This is a genomic window from Streptomyces sp. NPDC030799, from assembly GCF_055572255.1.
Genome location: NZ_JBVIDS010000016.1, coordinates 56,146 through 78,449 on the forward strand (window position 1 = coordinate 56,146; position 22,304 = coordinate 78,449).

The 22,304-nt window shown below is 72.0% G+C and carries 17 protein-coding genes, 4 tRNA genes and 1 other RNA gene; 9 read left to right on the forward strand and 13 right to left on the reverse strand.

The window, feature by feature from the left end:
• Positions 1-33: 33 nt before the first annotated feature.
• From purL to purS, 3 genes are read right to left on the reverse strand one after another with little or no spacing between them, the layout of a single operon-like run.
• On the reverse strand, positions 34-2,292 hold the full coding sequence (gene purL, locus ACZ41I_RS33770; protein WP_468515835.1) for a phosphoribosylformylglycinamidine synthase subunit PurL: 2,259 nt from the start codon (positions 2,290-2,292) through the stop codon (positions 34-36).
• Complete coding sequence (gene purQ, locus ACZ41I_RS33775) at positions 2,289-2,969, reverse strand: phosphoribosylformylglycinamidine synthase subunit PurQ (protein ID WP_363215637.1); 681 nt, start codon at positions 2,967-2,969, stop codon at positions 2,289-2,291. The genes purL and purQ overlap by 4 nt, the downstream gene beginning before the upstream one ends.
• Positions 2,966-3,229, reverse strand: a complete 264-nt coding sequence (gene purS, locus ACZ41I_RS33780) for a phosphoribosylformylglycinamidine synthase subunit PurS (protein WP_015659417.1) — start codon at positions 3,227-3,229, stop codon at positions 2,966-2,968. Before purS ends, purQ begins: the two co-directional genes overlap by 4 nt.
• Positions 3,230-3,539: 310 nt before the next feature.
• On the opposite strand from purS, the gene ACZ41I_RS33785 reads away from it, so the two are divergent.
• The 8 genes from ACZ41I_RS33785 (at position 3,540) to ACZ41I_RS33820 (ending at position 8,256) form a co-directional block, all read left to right on the forward strand.
• Positions 3,540-3,857, forward strand: a complete 318-nt coding sequence (locus ACZ41I_RS33785) for a histone-like nucleoid-structuring protein Lsr2 (protein ID WP_031164632.1) — start codon at positions 3,540-3,542, stop codon at positions 3,855-3,857.
• A 168-nt stretch (positions 3,858-4,025) separates the two neighbouring features.
• Positions 4,026-4,097, forward strand: a tRNA-Gly gene (locus ACZ41I_RS33790).
• 79 nt (positions 4,098-4,176) lie between these two features.
• A tRNA-Gly gene (locus ACZ41I_RS33795) sits at positions 4,177-4,252 on the forward strand.
• A gap of 141 nt (positions 4,253-4,393) precedes the next feature.
• The gene (locus ACZ41I_RS33800) at positions 4,394-5,338 is read left to right on the forward strand and encodes an ABC transporter ATP-binding protein (RefSeq protein ID WP_363215636.1); all 945 of its coding nucleotides are present in this window, start codon (positions 4,394-4,396) and stop codon (positions 5,336-5,338) included.
• A 71-nt stretch (positions 5,339-5,409) separates the two neighbouring features.
• On the forward strand, positions 5,410-6,273 hold the full coding sequence (locus tag ACZ41I_RS33805; protein ID WP_468515836.1) for an ABC transporter permease: 864 nt from the start codon (positions 5,410-5,412) through the stop codon (positions 6,271-6,273).
• 28 nt (positions 6,274-6,301) lie between these two features.
• A complete protein-coding gene (locus ACZ41I_RS33810; protein ID WP_399767132.1) occupies positions 6,302-7,546 on the forward strand; it encodes a sensor histidine kinase in 1,245 nt (414 codons plus the stop codon).
• Positions 7,543-8,157, forward strand: a complete 615-nt coding sequence (locus ACZ41I_RS33815) for a response regulator transcription factor (protein WP_363215634.1) — start codon at positions 7,543-7,545, stop codon at positions 8,155-8,157. The genes ACZ41I_RS33810 and ACZ41I_RS33815 overlap by 4 nt, the downstream gene beginning before the upstream one ends.
• Positions 8,158-8,180: 23 nt before the next feature.
• Positions 8,181-8,256 (forward strand) — tRNA-Gly (locus ACZ41I_RS33820).
• A 47-nt stretch (positions 8,257-8,303) separates the two neighbouring features.
• On the opposite strand, the gene ACZ41I_RS33825 is transcribed toward ACZ41I_RS33820, so the two are convergent.
• From ACZ41I_RS33825 to ffs, 6 genes are all read right to left on the reverse strand, one after another.
• On the reverse strand, positions 8,304-9,203 hold the full coding sequence (locus ACZ41I_RS33825; RefSeq protein WP_363215633.1) for a phosphoribosylaminoimidazolesuccinocarboxamide synthase: 900 nt from the start codon (positions 9,201-9,203) through the stop codon (positions 8,304-8,306).
• 68 nt (positions 9,204-9,271) lie between these two features.
• Complete coding sequence (locus tag ACZ41I_RS33830; RefSeq protein ID WP_399767127.1) at positions 9,272-10,768, reverse strand: N,N-dimethylformamidase beta subunit family domain-containing protein; 1,497 nt, start codon at positions 10,766-10,768, stop codon at positions 9,272-9,274.
• A 200-nt stretch (positions 10,769-10,968) separates the two neighbouring features.
• On the reverse strand, positions 10,969-13,077 hold the full coding sequence (locus tag ACZ41I_RS33835; protein WP_468515837.1) for a M48 family metalloprotease: 2,109 nt from the start codon (positions 13,075-13,077) through the stop codon (positions 10,969-10,971).
• A gap of 275 nt (positions 13,078-13,352) precedes the next feature.
• The gene (purD, locus tag ACZ41I_RS33840; protein WP_468515838.1) at positions 13,353-14,609 is read right to left on the reverse strand and encodes a phosphoribosylamine--glycine ligase; all 1,257 of its coding nucleotides are present in this window, start codon (positions 14,607-14,609) and stop codon (positions 13,353-13,355) included.
• A gap of 141 nt (positions 14,610-14,750) precedes the next feature.
• Entirely contained in the window at positions 14,751-17,246 is a 2,496-nt protein-coding gene (locus ACZ41I_RS33845; protein ID WP_468515839.1) for a DNA polymerase III subunit gamma and tau, read from the reverse strand.
• Between the two features lie 59 nt (positions 17,247-17,305).
• An RNA gene (gene ffs / locus ACZ41I_RS33850) (signal recognition particle sRNA small type) lies at positions 17,306-17,400 on the reverse strand.
• 97 nt (positions 17,401-17,497) lie between these two features.
• On the opposite strand from ffs, the gene ACZ41I_RS33855 reads away from it, so the two are divergent.
• Positions 17,498-17,585: transfer RNA gene (locus ACZ41I_RS33855), tRNA-Ser, on the forward strand.
• A gap of 96 nt (positions 17,586-17,681) precedes the next feature.
• On the opposite strand, the gene ACZ41I_RS33860 is transcribed toward ACZ41I_RS33855, so the two are convergent.
• The 4 genes from ACZ41I_RS33860 to ACZ41I_RS33875 form a co-directional block, all read right to left on the reverse strand.
• Positions 17,682-18,341: a hypothetical protein gene (locus ACZ41I_RS33860; RefSeq protein ID WP_468515840.1), complete on the reverse strand. Its 660-nt coding sequence runs from the start codon at positions 18,339-18,341 to the stop codon at positions 17,682-17,684.
• Entirely contained in the window at positions 18,338-19,852 is a 1,515-nt protein-coding gene (locus ACZ41I_RS33865) for a hypothetical protein (protein ID WP_399767113.1), read from the reverse strand. The genes ACZ41I_RS33860 and ACZ41I_RS33865 overlap by 4 nt, the downstream gene beginning before the upstream one ends.
• 17 nt (positions 19,853-19,869) lie before the next feature.
• Positions 19,870-20,334, reverse strand: coding sequence for a hypothetical protein (locus ACZ41I_RS33870; RefSeq protein ID WP_468515841.1), 465 nt, complete (start codon positions 20,332-20,334; stop codon positions 19,870-19,872).
• Between the two features lie 99 nt (positions 20,335-20,433).
• Entirely contained in the window at positions 20,434-22,230 is a 1,797-nt protein-coding gene (locus ACZ41I_RS33875; RefSeq protein ID WP_468515842.1) for a copper resistance CopC/CopD family protein, read from the reverse strand.
• Between the last annotated feature and the right edge of the window lie 74 nt (positions 22,231-22,304).

Consider the following 22,304-nt stretch of genomic DNA (forward strand, 5'->3'; position numbering starts at 1 on the left):
GTCCCGGACGGGGCCTTCACCGGCGTACGACCACTACGCCAGCAGCGCCGGAATCGTCTCCTCGTGCGCCTTCCGCAGCTCCTCCAGCGTGAGCGTGAACTCGCCCTGGATCTCCACGGCCGCACCGTCCACGACACCGATCCGGGTGGCCGGCAGGCCCCGCGCACCGCACATGTCGTTGAAGCGGACCTCCTCCGAGCGCGGCACGGCGACGATCGCGCGGCCGGCCGACTCGGAGAACAGGAAGGTGAAGGCGTCCAGGCCGTCCGGGACGACCAGCCGGGCACCCTTGCCGCCGAGCAGCGCGGACTCCACGACCGCCTGGACCAGACCGCCGTCGGACAGGTCGTGCGCGGAGTCGATCATGCCGTCGCGGGAGGCCGAGACCAGGATCTCGGCCAGCAGGCGCTCCCGTTCCAGGTCCACGGCCGGGGGCAGGCCGCCGAGGTGGTCGTGGATCACCTGGGACCAGGCCGAGCCGCCGAACTCCTCACGGGTGTCGCCGAGGAGGTAGATCAGCTGGCCCTCCTCCTGGAAGGCGACCGGCGTGCGGCGGGCGACGTCGTCGATCACGCCGAGGACCGCCACGACCGGCGTCGGGTGGATCGCCGCCTCGCCCGTCTGGTTGTACAAAGACACATTGCCGCCGGTCACCGGGGTGCCCAGCTGCTGGCAGGCGTCCGCCAGACCGCGTACGGCCTCCGCGAACTGCCACATGACCGCCGGGTCCTCGGGCGAGCCGAAGTTCAGGCAGTCCGACACCGCGAGCGGCTTCGCGCCCGTCGTCGCCACGTTCCGGTACGCCTCCGCCAGCGCCAGCTGCGCGCCCGTGTACGGGTCGAGCTTGGCGTAGCGGCCGTTGCCGTCGGTAGCGATGGCGACGCCGAGGCCGGTCTCCTCGTCGATGCGGATCATGCCGGAGTCCTCCGGCTGGGCCAGGACGGTGTTGCCCTGCACGAAGTGGTCGTACTGGGACGTGATCCACTTCTTCGACGCCTGGTTGGGGGAGCCGACCAGCTTCAGGACCTGGTCCTTCAGCTCCTCGCTCGACGACGGACGCGGCAGCTTGTTCGCGTCGTCGGCCTGGAGGGCGTCCTGCCAGGACGGGCGGGCGTACGGGCGCTCGTACACCGGGCCCTCGTGGGCGACCGTACGCGGGTCGACGTCGACGATCTTGCCGCCGTGCCAGTAGATCTCCAGGCGGTCGCCGTCCGTCACCTCACCGATGACCGTGGCGATCACGTCCCACTTGGCGCAGATCTCCAGGAAGCGGTCGACCTTCTCCGGCTCCACGACCGCGCACATGCGTTCCTGCGACTCGCTCATGAGGATCTCCTCAGGAGACAGGGTCGAGTCGCGCAGGGGGACGTCGTCCAGCGTCACGCGCATACCGCCGGAGCCGTTCGACGCCAGCTCCGACGTGGCACAGGACAGGCCCGCGGCGCCCAGGTCCTGGATGCCGACGACCAGCTTCTCCTTGAAGGCCTCCAGGGTGCACTCGATGAGGAGCTTCTCCTGGAAGGGGTCGCCGACCTGGACGGCCGGACGCTTGGACGGCTTGGCGTCGTCGAAGGTCTCCGAGGCCAGGATCGACGCGCCGCCGATGCCGTCGCCGCCGGTCCGGGCGCCGTAGAGGATGACCTTGTTGCCCGCGCCGGACGCCTTCGCGAGGTGGATGTCCTCGTGTCGCATCACGCCGATGGCACCGGCGTTGACCAGCGGGTTTCCCTGGTAGCAGGAATCGAAGACGACCTCGCCGCCGATGTTCGGCAGGCCCAGGCAGTTGCCGTAGCCGCCGATGCCCGCGACCACGCCCGGGAGCACCCGCTTGGTGTCCGGGTGGTCCGCGGCACCGAAGCGCAGCGGGTCGACCACCGCGACCGGGCGGGCACCCATCGCGATGATGTCGCGGACGATGCCGCCGACGCCGGTGGCCGCGCCCTGGTAGGGCTCGACGTACGACGGGTGGTTGTGCGACTCGACCTTGAAGGTGACCGCGTAGCCCTGGCCGACGTCGACGACACCGGCGTTCTCGCCGATGCCGACCAGCAGGGCGTCGTTCTCGGGGGCCTTCTCGCCGAACTGGCGAAGGTGGACCTTGGAGGACTTGTACGAGCAGTGCTCGGACCACATGACCGAGTACATGGCGAGCTCGGCACCGGTGGGCCGGCGGCCGAGGATCTCGACCACGCGCTCGTACTCGTCCTTCTTCAGGCCGAGTTCGGCCCAGGGCAGCTCGACGTCGGGGGTCGCGGCCGCGTGCTCGACCGTGTCCAGAGGCGTCCGGCTCATGCGTTGACCAGCTTCTTGAGGATCGAGGTGAAGAAGGGGAGGCCGTCGGTGCGGCCGGTGCCGACGAGCGGCTCCACGGCGTGCTCCGGGTGCGGCATCAGGCCGACGACATTGCCCGCCTCGTTGGTGATGCCGGCGATGTCGCGCAGCGAGCCGTTGGGGTTGAAGTCGAGGTACCGGAAGACGACACGGCCCTCCGCCTCCAGCTTGTCGAGCGTGTACTCGTCGGCGACGTACCGGCCGTCCATGTTCTTCAGCGGGATGTGGATCTCCTGGCTCTGGCGGTAGTCACCGGTCCAGGAGGTCTCCGCGTTCTCCACCCGCAGCTTCTGGTCGCGGCAGATGAAGTGGAGGTGGTCGTTGCCGAGCATCGCGCCCGGCAGGAGGTGGGCCTCGGTGAGGACCTGGAAGCCGTTGCAGATGCCGAGGACCGGCAGGCCGGCCTTCGCCTGCTCGATGACGGTCTCCATCACAGGCGAGAAGCGGGAGATGGCGCCGGCCCGCAGATAGTCGCCGTAGGAGAAACCGCCGGGGAGGACCACGGCGTCGACCTGCTTGAGGTCCTTGTCCTTGTGCCACAGGGCGACCGGTTCGGCGCCCGCAAGGCGGATCGCGCGCTGGGTGTCCCGGTCGTCGAGGCTGCCCGGGAAAGTGACGACGCCAATACGAGCGGTCACTTGGCCGCCTCCGCGACTTCTTCCACCTTGACGGTGAAGTCCTCGATCACCGTGTTGGCGAGGAAGGATTCCGCAAGATCGTGGATGCGGGCGAGCGCGGCCTCGTCAACGGGCCCGTCAACTTCCAGTTCGAAACGCTTTCCCTGACGTACGTCCGAGATCCCTTCGAAACCCAGACGCGGCAGCGCACGCTGGACCGCCTGGCCCTGGGGGTCGAGGATCTCCGGCTTGAGCATGACGTCGACTACGACGCGTGCCACTGGCACTCCCGATGTGTGGTGCTGAGCAGGTTCCTTCAGACTACCCGCACAAAATTTCTACGCGAGTAGAGTTGTAGGAAACTACGTGAGGCGCATCACGATCGGGTGTCGAAGCCGTACCGCCGCGAAAAGTTCTGGGAAAGTTCGACAGTCCACCCGGCCTGCCTATTGTGTTCGGACACGCGGGCGGATTTAGTCGGGCTTCACTTTGCATTGCCGGGCACTGTACAAATGAATTGGCAATAGCCGATACTCGGCACGTCATCGCTGTTGAGCTGTATCGACGTGCCGCACGAAGGGACCGATATTCGTGGCGCAAAAGGTCGTGGTCACGCTCTTTGACGACATCGACGGCTCGGAAGCGGCGGAAACGATCGCCTTCGGACTCGACGGCAAGTCGTACGAGATCGACCTGAACGAAACCAACGCCAAGAAACTGCGCAAGGCGCTCGCGCCCTACGTCGAGGCCGGCCGCAAGCGGTCGCGCTCCGGCAAGGCGTACAAGCAGACGGAGGTCGCCCCCGATCCGGCGGCCGTCCGTGCCTGGGCCCAGGCCAACAAGATGGACGTCCCGGCCCGCGGACGCATCCCCAAGAAGGTCTACGAGGCCTTCAGCGCCGCGCAGTGAAGCCCGCGAAGGGGCAGTCCTCAGGGCCCGTCAGCGGACCCTGAGGACCGTGCACTTGGGCATATCGGACAGCAAGGGGAGCCGACTTGCGCGACCCCCCTGCTGATCAGCTAATGTCTGGAGCACGCCGAGGGGCGAGGCCGAAAAGGCCGAAACCCCGAGGAGCGTGCGGGTGTAGTTCAGTAGCAGAACATCCCCCTTCCAGGGGGAAGGCGCAGTGTGCGATTCCTGTCACCCGCTCCGGCACCGGTCACAACCACTCGTGTGGATCAGGTAGGCTGGTGCTCGCACCGATCGGTGGGAGCCGGTCGGGAGCAGTGCGGACGTAGCTCAGTTGGTAGAGCGCAACCTTGCCAAGGTTGAGGTCGCGAGTTCGAGCCTCGTCGTCCGCTCCAGGGAAAGCCCCGGTCCTCGCGACCGGGGTTTTTTCGTGCGCCTGTGCCTCCGGCACGTTCCGGTTGGCCTCTGACATTTGTCATGCCGGGCGATGACAGCGCGCACTGCCGTCCCGCCCCGGGCGCCGCGACGCTGGCTTCATGCACTACGACGAACACGAACACGTGATTGAGGTCACCGATCTCAGGCGCGTCTACGGGGGCGGGTTCGAGGCCGTACGCGGAATCAGCTTCTCCGTGGCCCGCGGGGAGATCTTCGCCCTGCTCGGTACCAACGGGGCGGGCAAGACGTCGACGGTCGAACTGCTGGAGGGCCTCGCCGCACCCGCCGGGGGCCGGGTCCGCATCCTCGGACACGATCCCTGCCGGGAACGGGCGGCCGTACGCCCCCGCACCGGCGTGATGCTCCAGGAGGGCGGCTTCCCGGCCGAACTGACCGTCGCCGAGACAGCCAGGATGTGGGCGGGGTGCACGAGCGGGGCCCGGCCGGAGGCCGAGGTGCTGGAGCTGGTCGGGCTGGCCGGCAAACACGGGGTGCGGGTCAAACAGCTCTCCGGTGGTGAGCGGCGCCGGCTCGACCTGGCGCTCGCCCTGCTCGGCGATCCCGAGGTGCTCTTCCTCGACGAGCCGACGACCGGGCTCGACGCGGAAGGCCGCCGGGACACCTGGGAGTTGGTGCGCAGGCTGCGCGACGCGGGTACGACCGTGCTGCTCACCACGCACTACCTGGAGGAGGCCGAGGGCCTCGCCGACCGGCTCGCCATCCTGCACGAGGGCCGGATCGCGGCCTCCGGGACCCCGGCCGAGGTCACGGCGGGCCGCCCCTCCCGGATGACGTTCGAACTGCCCGACGGCTACTTCCTCGGCGACCTGCCGCCCCTGGCCGACCTCGGCGTCTGCTCCCACGAGAGCGACGGAAGGGTCGTACGGCTGCGCACGACCCAGCTGCAGCGGACCGCGACCGGCGTCCTGACCTGGGCCGAGCGGACCGGGGTCGAGCTGCGCGCCCTGGACATGCGCTCGGCGTCACTGGAGGAGGCATTCCTCGGAATCGCCCGCGAGCACGCACCACGGGCGGCGGCATGAGCGGAACCGGGACACGTCCGAGGGGGCGCAGCGGGGTGAACGGGGCCGGAGCGGAGACGGAGGGTTGCGCGGTGAGCGGGACGAGTGGGGTTCGGGTGGCGGCCGGGGACGGCGTACGGGCAGTGGGCGGTACGCGGGTGAGTGGCCGGGATCGTGTGGGCAGTGGTGGCTGGGGGGTGGTGGGGCGGCGGCTGGGGGCGCTGGGGCGGGCCGAGTTCGTGCTGCTCGGCCGTAACCGCGGGGTCGTGTTCACCGCGCTGGCCGTGCCACTGCTGCTGCCGTTCAGCGTGCGGCCGGCCATCGATCAGCTGGACCTGAGGAAGCAGGGACTGACCGTCGGCACCACTCTGCTGACGGCCGCGATCGGCTTCTCCTTCCTCTTCGCCGTGTACACCTCGCTGGTCAACGCCTACGTCGCCCGACGCGAGGAACTCGTCCTCAAACGGCTGCGCACCGGCGAGCTCTCCGACGCCGAGATCCTCACCGGCACCGCCCTGCCCGCGCTCGGCATCGGACTCGCCCAGGCGCTCGTGCTGTGCGTCGGATGCGCGGCCCTGCTGTCCACCGGCGCGCCCAGGGCGCCGTATCTGATCCTGCCCGGACTGCTGGCCGGCTACCTGGTCAGTGCCGCGCTCGCCGCGCTCACCGCGTCCTTCACCCGGACCGTGGAGAGCAGCCAGGTCACCGCGCTGCCGCTGATGTTCCTGTCGATGCTCGGATCCGGGATCACGTTCCCGACCGAGCTCCTGCCGGACAAGCTGGCCACCGTCTGCGAACTGCTCCCGCTGTCCCCGGCGATCCGGCTCGTCCGCGGCGGCTGGACGGGCCAGTTGAGCGCCGGCGAGGCACTCGGCGCCCTTGTCACCGCGTTGGCCTGGATCTTCATCGCGGTGTTTGCTGTACGGCGGCGGTTCCGGTGGGAACCGCGGCGCTGAGCACGGAAGCGACGGGGGACGGGCGCGCATGGTGGGCCGGATACGAGGATGGCAGCAGCGGCACTGGGGGCGGCGGAGCAAGGCGGAGCGGGTCGAGCTGACCAGCGTCTTCACCTGGTACGGCACGATCTGGTTCATCATGTGCTTCTGGGTGCTGCTGCCGTTGCCCGGCGGTCTCGCCCACCGGCCGGTGGCGGGTGGGCTCGGCGCCCTCCTCGTCCTCGTGGCGATCCTGCAGTGCGTGGTCGCGAACCGGCTCACCAGGCCCGTGCTCAGCCACTATCTCGGGCGTGCCGAGCTGCCGGCCGGGGCGCACCGCACACCGGCCGTCCTGCTGGGGCTGGCGCTGGCGCTGATCGTGGCGCTCGCCGGGCTGAACGCGGCGAGCGGGATGACGGTCCGGTTCACGATCGGCGGCGTCGTGCTGCCGTTCGCGCTGCTCTACGGGTTCATGGTCCCCGTCGGGGTGTTTCTGCGCCGGTCCGCGGTGTTCACGGTGCTGCTCACCACGGCCGTCGGGCTCGCCGACCGTGACGGCTTCGGCCTGGTGGCGACCGTCGCGACGATCGTCTTCCAGGCGGTCTTCGCGCTGCTCGCCGGCCGCTGCGGCGCCTGGACCCTCTCCGTGCTGTGGGAGGGGGAGCGGGCCCGTGAGGTGGAGGCCCGGCTCGCCGTCGCGGAGGAGCGGCTGCGGTTCGGGCGGGATCTGCACGACGTGCTGGGCCGGAACCTGTCCGTGATCTCGCTCAAGAGCGAGCTGGCGGTGCAACTGGCCCGGCGGGGGCGGCCGGAGGCCGTGGAGCAGATGATCGAGGTGCAGCGCATCGCGCAGGAGTCCCAGCGCGAGGTACGGGCCGTCGTACGCGGCTACCGGGAGGCCGACCTCGGGGCCGAACTCACCGGCGCCCAGGGTGTGTTGACGGCCGCCGGGATCGACTGCGAGGTCAGCGCGGAGACGGCGGGGTTGCCCGCAGAGGTGCAGTCCGCGCTCGGCTGGGTGGTGCGCGAGGCGACCACCAATGTGCTGCGGCATGGGGACGCCGGACGCTGCACGTTGTGTCTGCGGGTGCTTGAGGGGCGTGTGGTGCTGACGGTGGAGAACGACGGGCTGCCCGGAACCCCCCACGGGGGTGGGGGTTCCGGGCTCGCCGGGCTGCGGGAACGGCTGGCGGTCGTCGGCGGCACCTTGAAGGCGGGCGCGGTGCCCGAGGCCCGGTTCCGGCTGGTGGCAGAGGTGCCACTGGAACAGAAAGTGAGTGAAGTCACGTCATGAGCACTCCGGTACGGCTGTTGCTCGCCGACGACGAGCATCTGATCCGCGGCGCGCTGGCCGCGCTGCTGTCGCTGGAGGACGATCTCCTCGTCGTCGCGGAGGCGGCCAGCGGACCCGAGGCGCTGGCGATGGCGCGGGCCCACGCACCCGATGTCGCCGTGCTCGATCTTCAGATGCCGGGCGCCGACGGTGTGAAGGTCGCCACATCCCTGCGGGCCGAACTGCCCGGCTGCCGGGTGCTGATCGTCACCGGACACGGACGGCCGGGCCATCTGAAACGGGCACTCGCGGCCGGTGTGCGGGGGTTCGTCCCGAAGACGGTCAGCGCGCAGCGGCTCGCCGAGATCATCCGGACGGTGCACGCCGGAAACCGTTATGTCGACCCGGAGTTGGCCGCCGACGCGATCTCCGCCGGGGACTCCCCGCTGACCGCGCGGGAGGCCGAGGTGCTGGAGCTGGCGGCCGACGGAGCACCGGTCGCGGAGATCGCCGAGCGGGCCGCACTGTCCCCGGGGACCGTACGGAACTACCTCTCCTCGGCCGTCACGAAGCTCGGCGCGGAAAACCGTCATGCGGCAGTGCGTCTCGCACGGGAGCGAGGTTGGGTATAGTTGCTCTCGCGCCACGGCGCAACGCGGACGTAGCTCAGTTGGTAGAGCGCAACCTTGCCAAGGTTGAGGTCGCGAGTTCGAGCCTCGTCGTCCGCTCCAGTAAGGCCCCCGGTCTCCCGGGGGCCTTTTGCGTCACCGCTCGCGGGTCAGGACCAGCTCATGCCCGTCAGCCGCTCGTACGCCTCCACGTACTTCTGCCGGGTCGCCTCCACGACGTCCTGCGGCAGCGGCGGCGGGGGCTGCTCGCTCTTGCGGTCCCAGCCGGACTCCGCCGAGGTCAGCCAGTTCCGGACGAACTGCTTGTCGTACGACGGCTGCGTCCGGCCCGGCTGCCACTGGTCGGCCGGCCAGAAGCGGGAGGAGTCCGGGGTGAGGACCTCGTCGGCGAGGACGAGGGTGTCTCCGTCGAAGCCGAACTCGAACTTGGTGTCGGCCAGGATGATCCCCCGCTCGCGGGCGATGTCCCGGGCGCGGGAGTACACGGCGAGCGTGGCCTGGCGCAGCTGGGCCGCGGTCTCGGCACCGACCTGGCGGGCGACCTCCTCGTAGGAGACGTTCTCGTCGTGTTCGCCGACCTCGGCCTTGGTGGCGGGGGTGAAGATCGGGGCGGGCAGTTCGGAGCCGTCGACGAGGCCTTCGGGGAGGGCGAGGCCGCAGACCGTACGGGACTCGTCGTACTCGACGAGTCCCGAGCCGGTGAGATAGCCGCGGGCCACGCACTCGACCGGGACCATCCTCAGGGACTTGCAGACCAGCGTGCGGCCCGCCCAGTCGGCGGGGGCGCCCTCGGGCAGCTCGGTGCTGATCACATGGTTGGCGGCCAGGTCCCGCAGCTGGTCGAACCACCACAGGGAGAGCTGGGTGAGGACGCGGCCCTTGTCGGGGATCTCCGTGGGCAGCACCCAGTCGTAGGCGGAGATGCGGTCGCTGGCGACCATCACGAGGTCGCCCGCCTCGTTCCGGTACAGCTCGCGCACCTTTCCGGTGTGCAGATGCACCAGGCCCGGAACCTGGATCGGCTCGGGCTTTTCTACGAATCCGGACACGGTTCCTCCCCGTGGTTCTGTCCAATGGCTTGATTGTCCCGTATGGAACCCCCGAGCCGGACAGCGGGTCAGTCGCGTTTGCAGATGCGGTCCAGCAGATTCGCCGTGGCGCGCTGGATACGGGGGTCCACATGGCCGGGGCGGTCCAGGGCCGGGGACCAGGCGAAGGTTCCGGAGGCGAAGACCCAGGCGCCGGAGGGGGCCCGGTACAGGGACGTCTCCTGGTGGCGCAGGGCGCCCTCGCCGTCGGTGTACGGGGAGTGGGCGAGCAGGATGCGCTCCTCGTGCTCGGGCAGCGGGGTGCGCGGGAAGTACCGGTCGGCCTCGCCGGCGACCAGGCCCTCGATCTCGTCGCCCTCGTGCGCGCCCGTCGCCTCCCACAGCCAGTGGCCGGCGTTGCGGACGATCAGCGGGTGCGGCTCGGGTACGCGGCCCGCGTACTGGATGCCGACCAGCTGCTGCTCGGGCCGGTCGATCTCGCGCCACAGCACCGGCTTTCCGGGGCCCTTGCGTTTGCGGCAGGTCAGCAGCCGGTCCGGGACGCCGGACGGGGAGGGGCCCAGCTCCACCTGCCAGTACATGGTGTTGGCGGAGAGGAAGACCAGCGAGGTGCCCCGGTCCCGGGCGTCCTCGACGGCCCGGCGCATCGGCACCGACCAGTACTCGTCGTGGCCGGGGAAGACCAGGCCCCGGTAGCGGGTGGGGTCGACGCGGCCGGCGTGCAGATCGCGGGCTTCGGCGTAGGCGAGGTCGTAGCCGTAGCGCTCGGCCCAGCGGATGAAGTCGTAGGCGTGCCCGACATGCAGGGGCAGGCCCGCTCCCGCGTAGGGGCGGTCGAAGGAGACCGTGGTGGCAGCGTCGGCCTCGCCGAGCAGCCGGCCGTTCTCGTCCCAGGCGTGGTAGAGGCTGGCGCCGGTGCGGCCGTCCTCCGGATACAGGTTGTACGCCTGCCAGGTGATGTCCGGCAGCAGCAGGAGCAGGTCGGCGGGGTGGTCGTCGCGGACCGTGAACGGCACGTGGGAGCGGTAGCCGTCGGCGGTGGTGAGGACGGCCACATAGGCGCCGATGCGCCAGTGGGAGGGCACCTGGAGGCGCCAGGACAGCCACCAGTGGTGGCAGGAGACCGTGCGGTCGGCGGCGAGTGGCGGGAGCTGGACGATGCCGGACAGCCGCGGGCTGGTGGTGATCTTGGAGGCGCCGTCGCCGCCGTAGTGGCCGATCCGGTAGACGTCGACGCTGAACTCCTGGGGCGGGTCGACCGTGACGTGGAAGTCGATCGCCTCGCCCGGCCTGACCGCGCCGGTGGAGGTGAAGCCCTTGATCTGGCGGTGCACGTCGTCGGCGGCGCGGGGCCCGGTTGCACCCGCACGCGGCGCGGGCACCCGGGGCCTGCCGTCGGTGAGCTGCTGCGGGCTCGCATCGACGTACCAGGGCACGACGTGACCGGTGTCGTCGAAGTAGGTCTCACTGCCGCGCAGCCAGGGCAGAGGACCCTGGCCGAAAGGATCCGTGACGGCGTGCGCGAGCGCTCCGGACTCCCAGCGGCGAATGTGGTCCGAGGCCATGGCCGTCCCCTCCCTCATGCCCCCGTGTCGTCCTGTATCGGTGGTGCTCGCGGTGCTCGGTGGTGCGCCCCGGGCTCGGCCGTGCTGTCGTATGTCGCACGCCTTTGCCAGGTGCGTGGTCGCTCCCAGCACATCACATAACGCACGGGCTCGGTCACTACTCGTTGCGAATTGACCTGAACTGGAAGACAGGGCTTCCGTCAGACGAGCCGAACGGGCTTCTCGGGGCGTATGCCGGAAGCGGCCAGCCAATCGCGCAGCGGGCCCGGGTCTCCCTCTTCGACCAGGCTGAGCACCCTGGTCGTGAGGTCGGCGGCCCGCTCACCGCCGAGCAGCAGGGAGGGGCCGTCCAGCCAGTCCAGGGCGGGGACCGCGCCGGCGGTGTCGATGGCCGCGCAGCACACCATCGCCGTGACGTGGTCGGTGAGCAGGTCGCGGGCGGTGCGCGGGGGCTGCAGCGGGAACAGCGGCAGCCCGCCGTCGTCCCACAGGGCGCTCTCGGGGCTCCGGCCGGTGGCTGTCGCGCCCCCGGGCACCCCGTGCTCCTCACGGGCCAGCGCGGCGCTCAGACCGGCGGCAAGGGCGGCGCTCCGCTCCCCCTGCGGCGCCTCGCCCTCACCTTCGGCGGGGATCCGCATCCCACCCCCGCGGCTTTCGCCATCGGGCACGTGCGGCGCCTGTGGGGGGTGCTCGCCGTCGGGGATGTGCGGGTCGGGCGCCGGGGCGGGCGGCTCCAGGGGGTCGTGCTCGCCCTCGGCGGCGTACGGGTAGCTCGCCGGGGCGGATGACTCCAGGGGGGCGTGCTCGCCCTCGGCGGCTCGCGGGTCGGGCGCCGGGGCGGATGACTCCAGGGAGCCGTGCTCACCGTCGGCGGCGTACGGGTCGGGCGCCGGGGCCGGCGGCCCGGGGGAACCGCGCTCGCCCTCGGCGGCGTACGGGTCGGTCACCGGGGCCGGCGGCCCCAGGGGGCCGTGCTCGCCCTTGGCGGCTCGCGGGTTGCTGTGGGGGGTTCGGGGGGCTGCCGCCTCTGTGGCGGGCACGGTCAGGTGGTCCAGGACGCGGGCCAGGGTGGGGCCGCCGGGGTCGGGGGTCGCGGGGTCGAGCGAGGCGCGGACGCCGAGGGAGTCCAGGACGCGGTGCAGACGGGCCGCGTCGGCACGCCAGGTGCGGTCCACGACCTCCTCCGGGTACGCCTGCCAGTCCACCGGCGCCCAGTCCGGACCGGACTCCGCGGGACCGCCGTGGAACAGCCGCGCGGCGAGCAGCGAGGCGGCCTCGTCCACCGCGCCGGGCTCTTCCAGCAGGTCGCAGGCGGGGCGCTCGCCGAGCCGGGAGGTGAAGCCCTCGGCCAGGCGGTCCCGCCGGGACAGCTCGGTGAGCGCGGCGACCACGCCCGCGTCCAGCCCGGAGGGCCAGCGGCCCATCCGCCAGGCGGGCAGTGCGACCCGGGTCAGCAGCCGGTCCCAGCCGGCGTAGGCGAGGCCGACCTGCTCCTGGGCGACGATCCTCAGGCCGTAGTCGACGGCCTGGGCCCGCTCGGCCGCCGCCGCGGCGACCCCGCGCTCCATCTGCGTCGCGTGCTCCCGGCAGCCGCGCAGCAGCAGCCGGGCCACCCCGCCGAGGGCCGCGCACACCCCCCGGGCCACCAGGCAGCGGCCCGGTGCGGAGGCGACCGCGACCGCGGCGTCCAGACCGCGCACGAAGCGCCGGGCGGCCGCTATGTCCGGGTGCGCCGAAGGGCCCGTACCCGCGATGACCGGGGCGAGGACCGCGCGCAGCTCCCCGACGCGCATCCACCACAGAAACGGGGAGCCGATGACGAGCACCGGCGCGACGGGGGCCCGGCGGCGGCCCGGGCCCGCTATCTCGTCGGGCGCGGGACGCGGGGGCGGGCCGTGGGCCGCGTGTGTGCGGTCCTCCAGCCAGCTGTCGCAGTCCGGGGTGAGCGCTATGGCCGAGGGGGCCGGGACGTCCAGGCGGTCGGCGAGGTCGCGCACCAACCGGTACAGGTCCGGGGCGGACTGCTCCGGGATGGGCACCGTCGGGCTGACTGCGGGACGCGCCCGGGCCACGACCAGCGCGATGCCGACGGCGGCCAGCAGCACCAGCACGGCGAGGACGCCCACGGCCCAGCGCGCGGCGTCCCAGCCCCGGCCGACGAAGTGGCCGGTGGACACGCCGGTCAGCAGGATCACCGCGGCAGCCGCGGGCAGCAGGGCCACGCCCAGCGCGCGGCCCCGGACCCGCAGTACGGCGAGGGCCCGGGAACGCGCGGCCTGCGCGCCCGCCTCCGCACCGATTCCGGTCACGTGCCGACCTCACCCCCTCGCTGCCGATGCCGTGCCGATCTGGTGGTGCTCACTCCCCCACTGTGGCACCCGCCACTGACATCGCAATGCCGGTGGGCCAAGTGCCGGAACGCTTGCGCGGCACCCTAGTTGGGGCCCCGGCCCCCGTCAGCCGTATGGGCGATTGCTCACTCGATGGAATGGCTTTGGTCAGAGGTGGGTGACAGACAGCAAAGATCAGGCCCCGGATTCGGAAATCCGGGGCCTGGGTGTCGTGCCGGCGGCAGGGGGGCGGGTCAGGCGCTTGCCCGCGCCGCCTTCGCGGCGATGTCGGTGCGGTGCTGGGAGCCCTCCAGACGGATCCGGCCCACCGCCCGGTACGCCCGCTCGCGCGCCTCGGTCAGGTCCTTGCCGGTGGCGGTGACGGACAGCACGCGCCCGCCCGCACTGACCACGGCGTCGCCGTCCCGCTTCGTCCCGGCGTGCAGGACGTACGCGTGCGGGGCGTCCTCGGCGGCCACCTCGTCCAGACCGGTGATCGGGTCGCCGGTGCGGGGGGTGCCGGGGTAGTTGTGCGAGGCGACGACGACGGTGACGGCCGCGTCCTCGCTCCAGCGCAGGGGCGGCAGATCGGCGAGGTTGCCGGTGGCGGCGGCCATCAGCAGCCCGGCCAGCGGGGTCCTCAGCCGGGCCAGCACCACCTGGGTCTCCGGGTCGCCGAAGCGGGCGTTGAACTCGATGACCCGGACACCGCGGCTGGTGATCGCCAGGCCCGCGTAGAGAAGGCCGGAGAACGGGGTGCCGCGGCGGTGCAGCTCGTCCACGGTCGGCTGCAGGACCGTCTGCAGCACCTCGTCGACCAGCTTCGGCTCGGCCCACGGCAGCGGCGAGTAGGCGCCCATGCCACCGGTGTTCGGACCCTCGTCGCCGTCCAGGGCGCGCTTGAAGTCCTGGGCGGGCTGGAGCGGTACGACCGTCACGCCGTCGGTGATCGCGAAGAGGGACACCTCGGGGCCGTCGAGGAACTCCTCGATGACCACGCGTTCACAGGCGGCGGCGTGGGCCTTGGCGGCGTCCAGGTCATCGGTGACGACGACGCCCTTGCCGGCGGCGAGGCCGTCGTCCTTGACGACGTAGGGGGCGCCGAAGGCGTCCAGGGCCTCGGCGACCTCATCGGCCGTCGTGCACACGTAGGAACGGGCGGTCGGCACCCCGGCCGCCGCCATGACGTCCTTGGCGAAGGCCTTGGAGCCCTCCAGCTGCGCGGCTTCCTTCGACGGACCGAACACCGGGATGCCGGCCGCACGGACGGCGTCGGCCACACCGGCGACCAACGGGGCCTCCGGGCCGACGACGACCAGGTCGGCACCGAGGCCGGCGGCCAGCTCGGCGACCGCCTTGCCGTCGAGCGCGTCGACCGGGTGCAGCTCGGCGACCTCCGCGATGCCGGCGTTGCCGGGGGCGCAGTGCAGCGCGGTGACGTCGGGGTCGAGGGACAGGGAGCGGCACAGGGCGTGTTCGCGGGCGCCGCTGCCGATGACGAGGACCTTCACGGGGTCAGCCTAATGGCAAGGTTGCCGAAGACCGGGGCCCGGGTTTGTTGGACTTTCCTCCAAAGGGCCCGCGCCGGTCCTGCCTGTTCGTTGCCGACCCAGCCCATTCGTCCGGTCCGGCCCATTCGTAGCCGGTCCGGCCTATTCGTTGGAGAACTCCTCCACCACCGTCGCCCCCAGCTCCTTGACGATCAGTTCGTGGCCGGAGAGTGCCGACTCGTCGAGGTCCGGGTCGTCGTCCTCCGGAATGTCGTCCTCCAGGGAGACCGGCGGCGGCTCCGGGGCGGCCGTGGGCCGCGGGGCGGGTGCGGCAGGAACGGCAGCGGGGCCGGACCGCGCGGGTGCGGACGGCTGCGGGGCCGGCTGGGGAGCAGGGCGGGGCGAGGCGGGGGCGCCGTAACCGCCACTCCCGGCCGAAGCGCCGCCGTAACCGCCTCCGCCGCCGAAGCCGCCGGCGGACTGGGGTGCGGATCCGCCGCCGGACGGGTCGACGACCGCCTCGATCTTCCACTGCACGTGGAACTGCTCGGCCAGCGCCGCCCGCAACACGTCCTCGCTGCCGCTGCCGGCGAAGTTGTCCCGGGCGCCGGCGTTGACGAAGCCGAGTTGCAGGGTGGTGCCGTCGAAACCGGTCACCTGGGCGTTCTGGCTGAGCAGGATCCAGGTGAAGCGGCGGCGGTTCTTGACGGCCTCCAGGATGTTCGGCCAGAGCACACGCGGATCGAGGCCGCCGGCCGCGGGAGCTGCTGCCGGAGCCGGTGCGGGTGCCGCCGGAGCCGCGGGGGCCGTCTGCGCGGCGCCGCCCGCCTGGTGCTGCGGCGCAGCGGGTGCCTGGCCGGGAGCCGGCCGGCCCTGCTGCCCACCCTGCTGACCGCCCGCCGGTGCCGCGGCCGTGGGCCAGCCACCGGGGCGCCGACCGCTGCCGGCAGCAGCGGCAGTGGGCCAGGCGCCGGGAGCGGCGGGGGACGGGGTGGAAGCACCGGCCGGGGCCGGGAAGGCAGCGGGCGCACCAGGGGAGTCGGACGGCCGTACCGGGGCCTGGTCGGTGGGGGTGGGGCCGGGGGCCGTCGTGGGGGTGGCCGGGGTCGGCGCTGCCGGGGCGGGGGCTGTGGGTGCGGGGGCGGCCGGAGCCGGACCACCGACGCCGGAGCCGGGACCGTCAACGCCCGGGCCACCGGCACCGTGACCAGGGACGCCAGGACCAGCGGCCTCCGGACCACCGGCACCCGGACCAGCGACACCAGGACCACCTGCGCCCGGACCGGCCGGGACGGATCCGCCCACGCCCGGCCCCCCGGCCCCCGGACCGTTGGCCGCGCGCACCGCCGCGCGGGCCGCCGCGGGGCCGCCGCCGGGCGGCACGGGGGCGCTCGCGGGCGATACCGGAGCACCGGCGGGCGATGCCGGGGCACCGGCGGCGTGGGCCTCGGGCCCGGGCACGTACCCCATGGCGGGCGCACCGGTGCCGCCCGAGAAGTGGACGCCGCGTTCGAGACGGTCGAGGCGGGCCATCACGGACCGCTGGTCTCCGTAGGCGGCGGGGAGCAGCACGCGGGCGCAGATCAGTTCCAGCTGGAGGCGGGGCGAGGTGGCACCGCGCATCTCCGTCAGGCCCTCGTTGACGAGGTCGGCGGCGCGGCTCAGCTCGGCGGCGCCGAAGGTGGAGGCCTGGGCCTGCATCCGCTCCAGGACGTCGGCGGGGGCGTCGAGGAGCCCCTTGTCCACGGCGTCCGGAACGGCGGCGAGGATCACCAGGTCCCGCAGCCGCTCCAGCAGGTCGGCGACGAAGCGCCGCGGGTCGTTGCCGCCCTCGATGACGCGGTCCACGACCTCGAAGGCGGCGGCCCCGTCGCCGGTGGCGAAGGCCTCGACGACGGAGTCGAGCAGCGAGCCGTCGGTGTAGCCGAGGAGGGAGGTGGCCATGGCATACGTCACACCCTCCGCTCCGGCGCCGGCGAGCAGCTGGTCCATGACGGACATGGAGTCACGCACGGAACCGGCGCCGGCGCGCACGACGAGCGGGAGGACGCCCTCCTCGACCGGGATGTTCTCCTTCTGGCACACCTCGGCCAGGTAGTCCCGCAGGGTGCCGGGCGGGACCAGCCGGAAGGGGTAGTGATGGGTCCGGGACCGGATGGTGCCGATGACCTTCTCGGGCTCGGTGGTGGCGAAGATGAACTTCAGATGCTCCGGCGGCTCCTCCACGACCTTCAGCAGCGCGTTGAAGCCGGCCGACGTGACCATGTGGGCCTCGTCGATGATGTAGATCTTGTACCGGCTGCCCGCGGGGCCGAAGAAGGCTTTCTCACGCAGCTCACGGGCGTCGTCCACACCACCGTGGGAAGCGGCGTCGATCTCGATGACGTCGATCGAGCCGGGCCCGTTCCTGGCCAGGTCCCGGCACGACTGGCACTCCCCGCAGGGCGTCGGCGTGGGACCTTGCTCACAGTTCAGACAGCGGGCGAGGATCCGCGCGCTGGTCGTCTTGCCGCAGCCGCGCGGACCGCTGAACAGGTACGCGTGATTGACCCGGTTGTTCCGCAGCGCCTGCTGCAGCGGGTCGGTGACATGCTCCTGCCCGATGACCTCGGCAAAGGTCTCCGGGCGATAGCGGCGGTACAGCGCGAGAGACGACACGCATACGAGGTTATAGGCGCTCACTGACAACCGGCCCCGGCCGCGGACGCCCCGGGAACGCAAGGGCCCCCCACGCACCCGCCAGAGCCGACCTACCCTTGCTGCCTTCCGGCCCTGGGGGAGTTCAGTCAGATAGCGCCGCGTGAGGGGCTGCGCCCACAGTACCCGATCGCGGCCCGTGGGCTGTAACGGATGCGGGCCTGCGGGAACGGGTTCGCGAGCACTCCCCTCGGTCATGTAATGTTTCCGGCGGAGGATTCGCCTAGAGGCCTAGGGCGCACGCTTGGAAAGCGTGTTGGGGGCAACCCCTCACGAGTTCGAATCTCGTATCCTCCGCCAGCCCGAAGGGCCGGACCGCAGCAGCGGTCCGGCCCTTCGGCGTATGTATGTCTGTCCGAGCAGGCCCTTCCCGAACCCGCGACCGGTGGGGAGGGGTCAGCGGCTCGGGGAGGAAGTGGGTGGGGTTGTCGGGAGGGGGCTGATGCCCGGCTCGTAGTGGTCGCGGAGGTAGATGCGGGTGCGGTCCGGGGCGTAGTCGTGGGCGTAGAGGCTGACGCAGCCGGTGTCCGAGGTGCCGTACGGATCGGCGAGCGGGTCCGGGCTCGCGGTGGGCTTGGGGTCGGCGCCGGGGCAGACGGAGCCGTAGCGCATGCCCTTCTTGAACGACTCCGGCTCCGGCACACCCAGGTGTCTGAAGTCGTGGGTCCGCACGTCGGTCACGGCGGCCGTGGGCTCCAGCAGTTCGCCGGCCGGCGGATAGGCGGCCAGGAAGGCCCGTGCCTGGGACCTGGTCAGTGTGAAGGTGAGCACACCAGTGTCGAAGCGGGAGGTCACCTGATAGCCGGCCCGCGCGTCCTGGGCCGCCGCCGGGATGTCGACGCCCATGTGCCCGCTCATCCACCCCGGCGTGACGCCCTCGACCCACCTGTCGTCCGCGGTCTGCCGGGCGGCGCGGTCACCGGCCGGGCCGGTACTGGAGTCGGGTACGGAGCAGCCTGTCGCCGTCAGGGCGCCCAGCAGGGCCAGCGTGCCGAGGGCCGCCCCGGCGGCGCGCGTCCGGCGGTGGCCGCCTGTGTTGTCGTGGGCGTCGTTCATCGGCCGGCCGTCCTCCCGGGTGACCTGTGCGTCGTACGGCCCTGCTGTTGCTCCCGGCCCGGGTCCGTGCGTCCGTCCCTGCTTTCGTCGGGGCCCGGCGGCGGGGACTGGTTGGGCTGCGAGGAGCCGAGATCGTAGTGGTGCGTGCTGCTGCTCCCCGCCATGTCGTACTCCTGGGCGAGTCCCACCCGGTGGAGCTTGGCCATCTGGCCGTCGGGGATCTTCATCGGGCCCACGTTGACGCCCTTGCCCTCGTCCCAGTTGTAGCGGTCCCAGACGTTCGCCTGGTAGTCGACGGAGATCTTCGGGTTGCCGTGCGCATCCGGTACGGCCGTCACGACGCCGGTGACGTTGGTGTTGGCGCCGCCCACCGCGTAGAACCAGTTCTCGTTGATGTCCTTGCTGAAGTAGAAGCCGTCGGGCAGCTTCGCCTCCACCGGGATGGCGACCGGTTTGCCGCCGTTCTCCCGGAACTGCTGCAGGGCCTGCTGGCGCCAGCCGTTCTGGTGGTGCCGGACGATGTCGTCGACGTACGTCTTGAACTCCGGGACGTCCGCCATCATCTTGTCCACGGGCAGGACCATCGGGGAGCCGCTGTTGCCGAGGTAGTGGGCCATGTTGCGGGAGGCGTCCGTCATGCCCTTCCAGTCGGCGCCCTCGGCGAGCAGTTCCATCTTTCGCTTGGTGGCCCACTCGTCGAATCCGGGTGACTCCGATCCGTGCGCCCCCGCCCCGGCGTCGGCCGCGACCTGCGGCATGGTCGGGCTCAGGATGCCGGCCGCCATGAGGTCGTCCTTCTTCGCGAGCCAGAGGCGGGCCCGCGCCTCGGGGCTCAGCGACCCCCACAGGCGTTTCAGCTCGGCGCGTTGTTTCGCGTCGGCGTCACCGCCCAGCGCGGCGAGTTCCTCGGCGCGGGGCAGCTGCTCCTCGTCGAGGGAGGTGTACTTGGCGTGCCCGGCGTTGTACGGGTCGTTGCCGTGGCTCTTGCGCAGCGCCCGTACCGCCGCGGCGTCGACCTCGGCGGCGTGCTGGACGATTCCGGTGAGCGTGTCGGCATACCACTGGATGTAGTCCTTGGTGCGCTGGTTCGGGCCCTTGGGTGTGCACATCGCCTCCATCACGCGGACCGTGCCGCCCGGCCCGTCCGTGACGAAGAGAGGGGGGTCCGGGGGGTCGTGGGCGGGGTTGCCCTTGCGCGCCGCGTCGGTGAGGCTCTTCGCCTGCTTCTGGTACGTCGTCAGCTCCGCGTGGGTGTCCGCGAGCACGGCGGCGATGCTCTCCGCCTCCGACTGGAGATCGGCGATCTCCTTGGCCGTCTTGCGTACGAACTCCCTTGTGACGTCCGCGTTGACACCCTTCCAGCGAGCCCCTTCGGACTTCTTGAGCATGCCGTCCCGCGTGTCGGTGGCCAGTTCGGCCAGGCCCTCGGCCATCGACTTCCAGTCGGACACCGCCGTGCCCAGCTTGCCGAGGTCCAGAGCCATGAGATCCGAGTAGGTGAAGTCCCCCATGTCCTCTCCTACCTGCCCTACTTGAAGTACTCGCTCAGCACCGAGACGGGCACCGGTCCGTTACGTCCACTGATGTCGGCGGCGATCCGGGCGTCGTCCCGCGCGTGCAGCTTCTTGCTGTAGTCGAGGTGGTTGGAGATGTGCGCACACGCCTGCAGCACGTGCTTCACCTGGGAGGTCCAGATCTCGACGGTCGTCTCCAGTTCCGAACCGAGCCCGAGGTGGCTGCTCTTCAGTTCGGCAGCCGCCTGCATGGTGGATCCGGACGCGTGACGGCCGGCGCCGGCCGCGGCGATGTCGGCCTTCTTGCTCAGCTCACCATGGAGAACGAACGCCTCGTGGCCCACGGCCCCCAAGTCGTCCTGGTGCACGACGAGATCCGCGTCATCGGATCCTCCGAGCCCGGCCTGGTTCAGCTGCATCCGGGCGCCGCCGCCCTGCGCTGTCGCAGCCTTGGCCCTCTCCCACTCTTCCCACGCCATGTGTTCCCCCCTGACACCCGTCAGCCCGTGCGACGACCGATCAAGCGCCGCACCAGCGAACCTATCAATTCCTTTACCAATTCGGGTGGAGGTTTTGGTCTATCGCGGCACCCGCACCGGTACCGGCACCGTCACCTGGTCCACGTCCGACACCCGTACCGTCACCTTCATCGTCCAGGTCCCCGGCAGGGGCAGGTCGAAGGAGTCGGAGGCCCAGTAACCGCCCCGGTCGGTGACCCTGGTGTCCAGGGGGCCGATCCGCCGTCCGGCCAGGGTGAAGGTGACCCGCAGTTCGGGGACCGAGGACAGGCCGCCGTCGGGGCCGTAGACCACCGCCTGGACGGAGGTGCGGCCCACCCGGCCCGGGTCCAGGGTGACCTGGACCTTGCCGTGGCCGCCGGGGGTGCCGACATCGAAGGGGACCGTGGTGACGGAGGCCGTCGGGATGCCGCTCGCCGGTGCCGCCGTCTCCGCGGTCTCCGCGGCCTCGGTGGCCGTCCGGCCCGGCACCGTGCTCGTCAGGAGCGTCGTCAGGGCCAGCACCACCACGCCGACGGCCGCCTCCGCCAGTACCGAGCGGCGCAGGAGGTGGAAGGGGAGCTGCGGGGGCGGGGCGGGGGGTTCCGGCGGGAGCGGGGGACCCGTGGCCGGTTCGGGGACGCGGGCGGCGGGTGCCGCCTTGCCGGCCCGGGCCTGCGTCAGGCGGGCTGTCCAGGTGCGGGAGCAGGCCGCCGCCAGCAGCAGCGCGGTGACCGCCGCCAGTTTGGCCAGCAGGGTGCGCCCGTACGTCGTGTCCGTGAGCGCCTGCCAGGAACCGAGGCCCCGCCAGGACTGGTAGACACCGGTCAGGACCAGGACCGTCACCGAGGCGAAGGCCAGGCGCGAGAAGCGGGCCGGGACCGAGGCCGGGAGGGCGGGGGTGCGCTGCAGCATCCTCAGCAGCGCGGCCAGGCCGCCCAGCCAGGCCGCCATGGCCAGCAGGTGAAGGGTGGCGGAGGTGATCGCCGGCGGGACTTGCAGGCCCGCGGAGGCGTGCTCGGCCGCCGACCAGGTCAGGACGAGGGGCAGGGACAGGGCCGCGGCCACGGCGAGGGTGGCGCGGCGGGGAAGCCTTCTGCGGCGGGCCCTGAGCAGGGCCACGGCGGCTGCCGCCAGGAGCAGCAGCGCCAGCCGGGCGAGCAGGAGTGCGCCGGGGCGGGTCGTGGCCGCGTGCGCGAGGGCGCGCAGGGAGAGGGCCTGCGCGGGGGAGGTGCCTTCCTCGTAGGGGGTGCGCAGGACGAACAGGACGGCCGTCGAGGCGAGGAGGGTCCAGGCGGCGGCCAGGGCGGGGGTGCGCAGCGGGGCCGCGACGGGCGGGCGGCAGTACGCGACGAACGCGGTGGTGCCGAGGAGGAGGGCCAGGCAGAGGTAGGCGAGCCAGCGGGCGATGTTGTACAGGGCCGCCGTGGCGGGGTTCTCCGTGGCGTCGGGGACCGCGCTCACGGTCGTCGCCGTGCGCTTGCCGACCGAGAAGGTGAGCGCGCCGGACACCGGGTGGCTGTCCGCCGACACCACCCGCCAGGCGACCGTGTAGGTGCCGGTGGCGAGGTGGGCGGGCAGGGAGACGCGGGCCGTGTCCGAGCGGCCCGGGGCGTGGCCGGCGGGGCCCGTGCGCACCCGGTGGTTGCGGGGGTCGTAGACCCGGAAGGAGTCGGTGAGCAGGCCGACCGACTCGGTGAAGGTCAGGGTGACGTGCCGGGGGGCCGTACGTACGACGCTGCCGTCGCCGGGGTCGCTCGTGCGCAGGGCCGCGTGCGCCGACGCGGGGGCGGCCGTGCCGAGCAGGAGGAACAGCAGGCCCGCGCAGAGCAGGGTCAGCCGTCGTGGCCACCGCCGGTGTCGGTCGCGCAAGCGCACCTCGTCCCCTCCGTCACCGCATGCCCTCGTGCGAGCAGGCCTCGCCACAGCCCTCGGGTGAACACGCCTCGCCG

What these genes read in the sequence shown, in the direction of transcription:
- ACZ41I_RS33810 (WP_399767132.1), top strand. Translation starts at nt 6,302, where the DNA reads ATGGTGGGCCGGATACGAGGATGGCAGCAGCGGCACTGGGGGCGGCGG.
- ACZ41I_RS33865 (WP_399767113.1), bottom strand. Translation starts at nt 19,852, where the DNA reads ATGGGGGACTTCACCTACTCGGATCTCATGGCTCTGGACCTCGGCAAG.
- ACZ41I_RS33800 (WP_363215636.1), top strand. Translation starts at nt 4,394, where the DNA reads ATGCACTACGACGAACACGAACACGTGATTGAGGTCACCGATCTCAGG.
- ACZ41I_RS33830 (WP_399767127.1), bottom strand. Translation starts at nt 10,768, where the DNA reads ATGGCCTCGGACCACATTCGCCGCTGGGAGTCCGGAGCGCTCGCGCAC.
- purL (WP_468515835.1), bottom strand. Translation starts at nt 2,292, where the DNA reads ATGAGCCGGACGCCTCTGGACACGGTCGAGCACGCGGCCGCGACCCCC.
- ACZ41I_RS33860 (WP_468515840.1), bottom strand. Translation starts at nt 18,341, where the DNA reads ATGAACGACGCCCACGACAACACAGGCGGCCACCGCCGGACGCGCGCC.
- ACZ41I_RS33870 (WP_468515841.1), bottom strand. Translation starts at nt 20,334, where the DNA reads ATGGCGTGGGAAGAGTGGGAGAGGGCCAAGGCTGCGACAGCGCAGGGC.
- ACZ41I_RS33815 (WP_363215634.1), top strand. Translation starts at nt 7,543, where the DNA reads ATGAGCACTCCGGTACGGCTGTTGCTCGCCGACGACGAGCATCTGATC.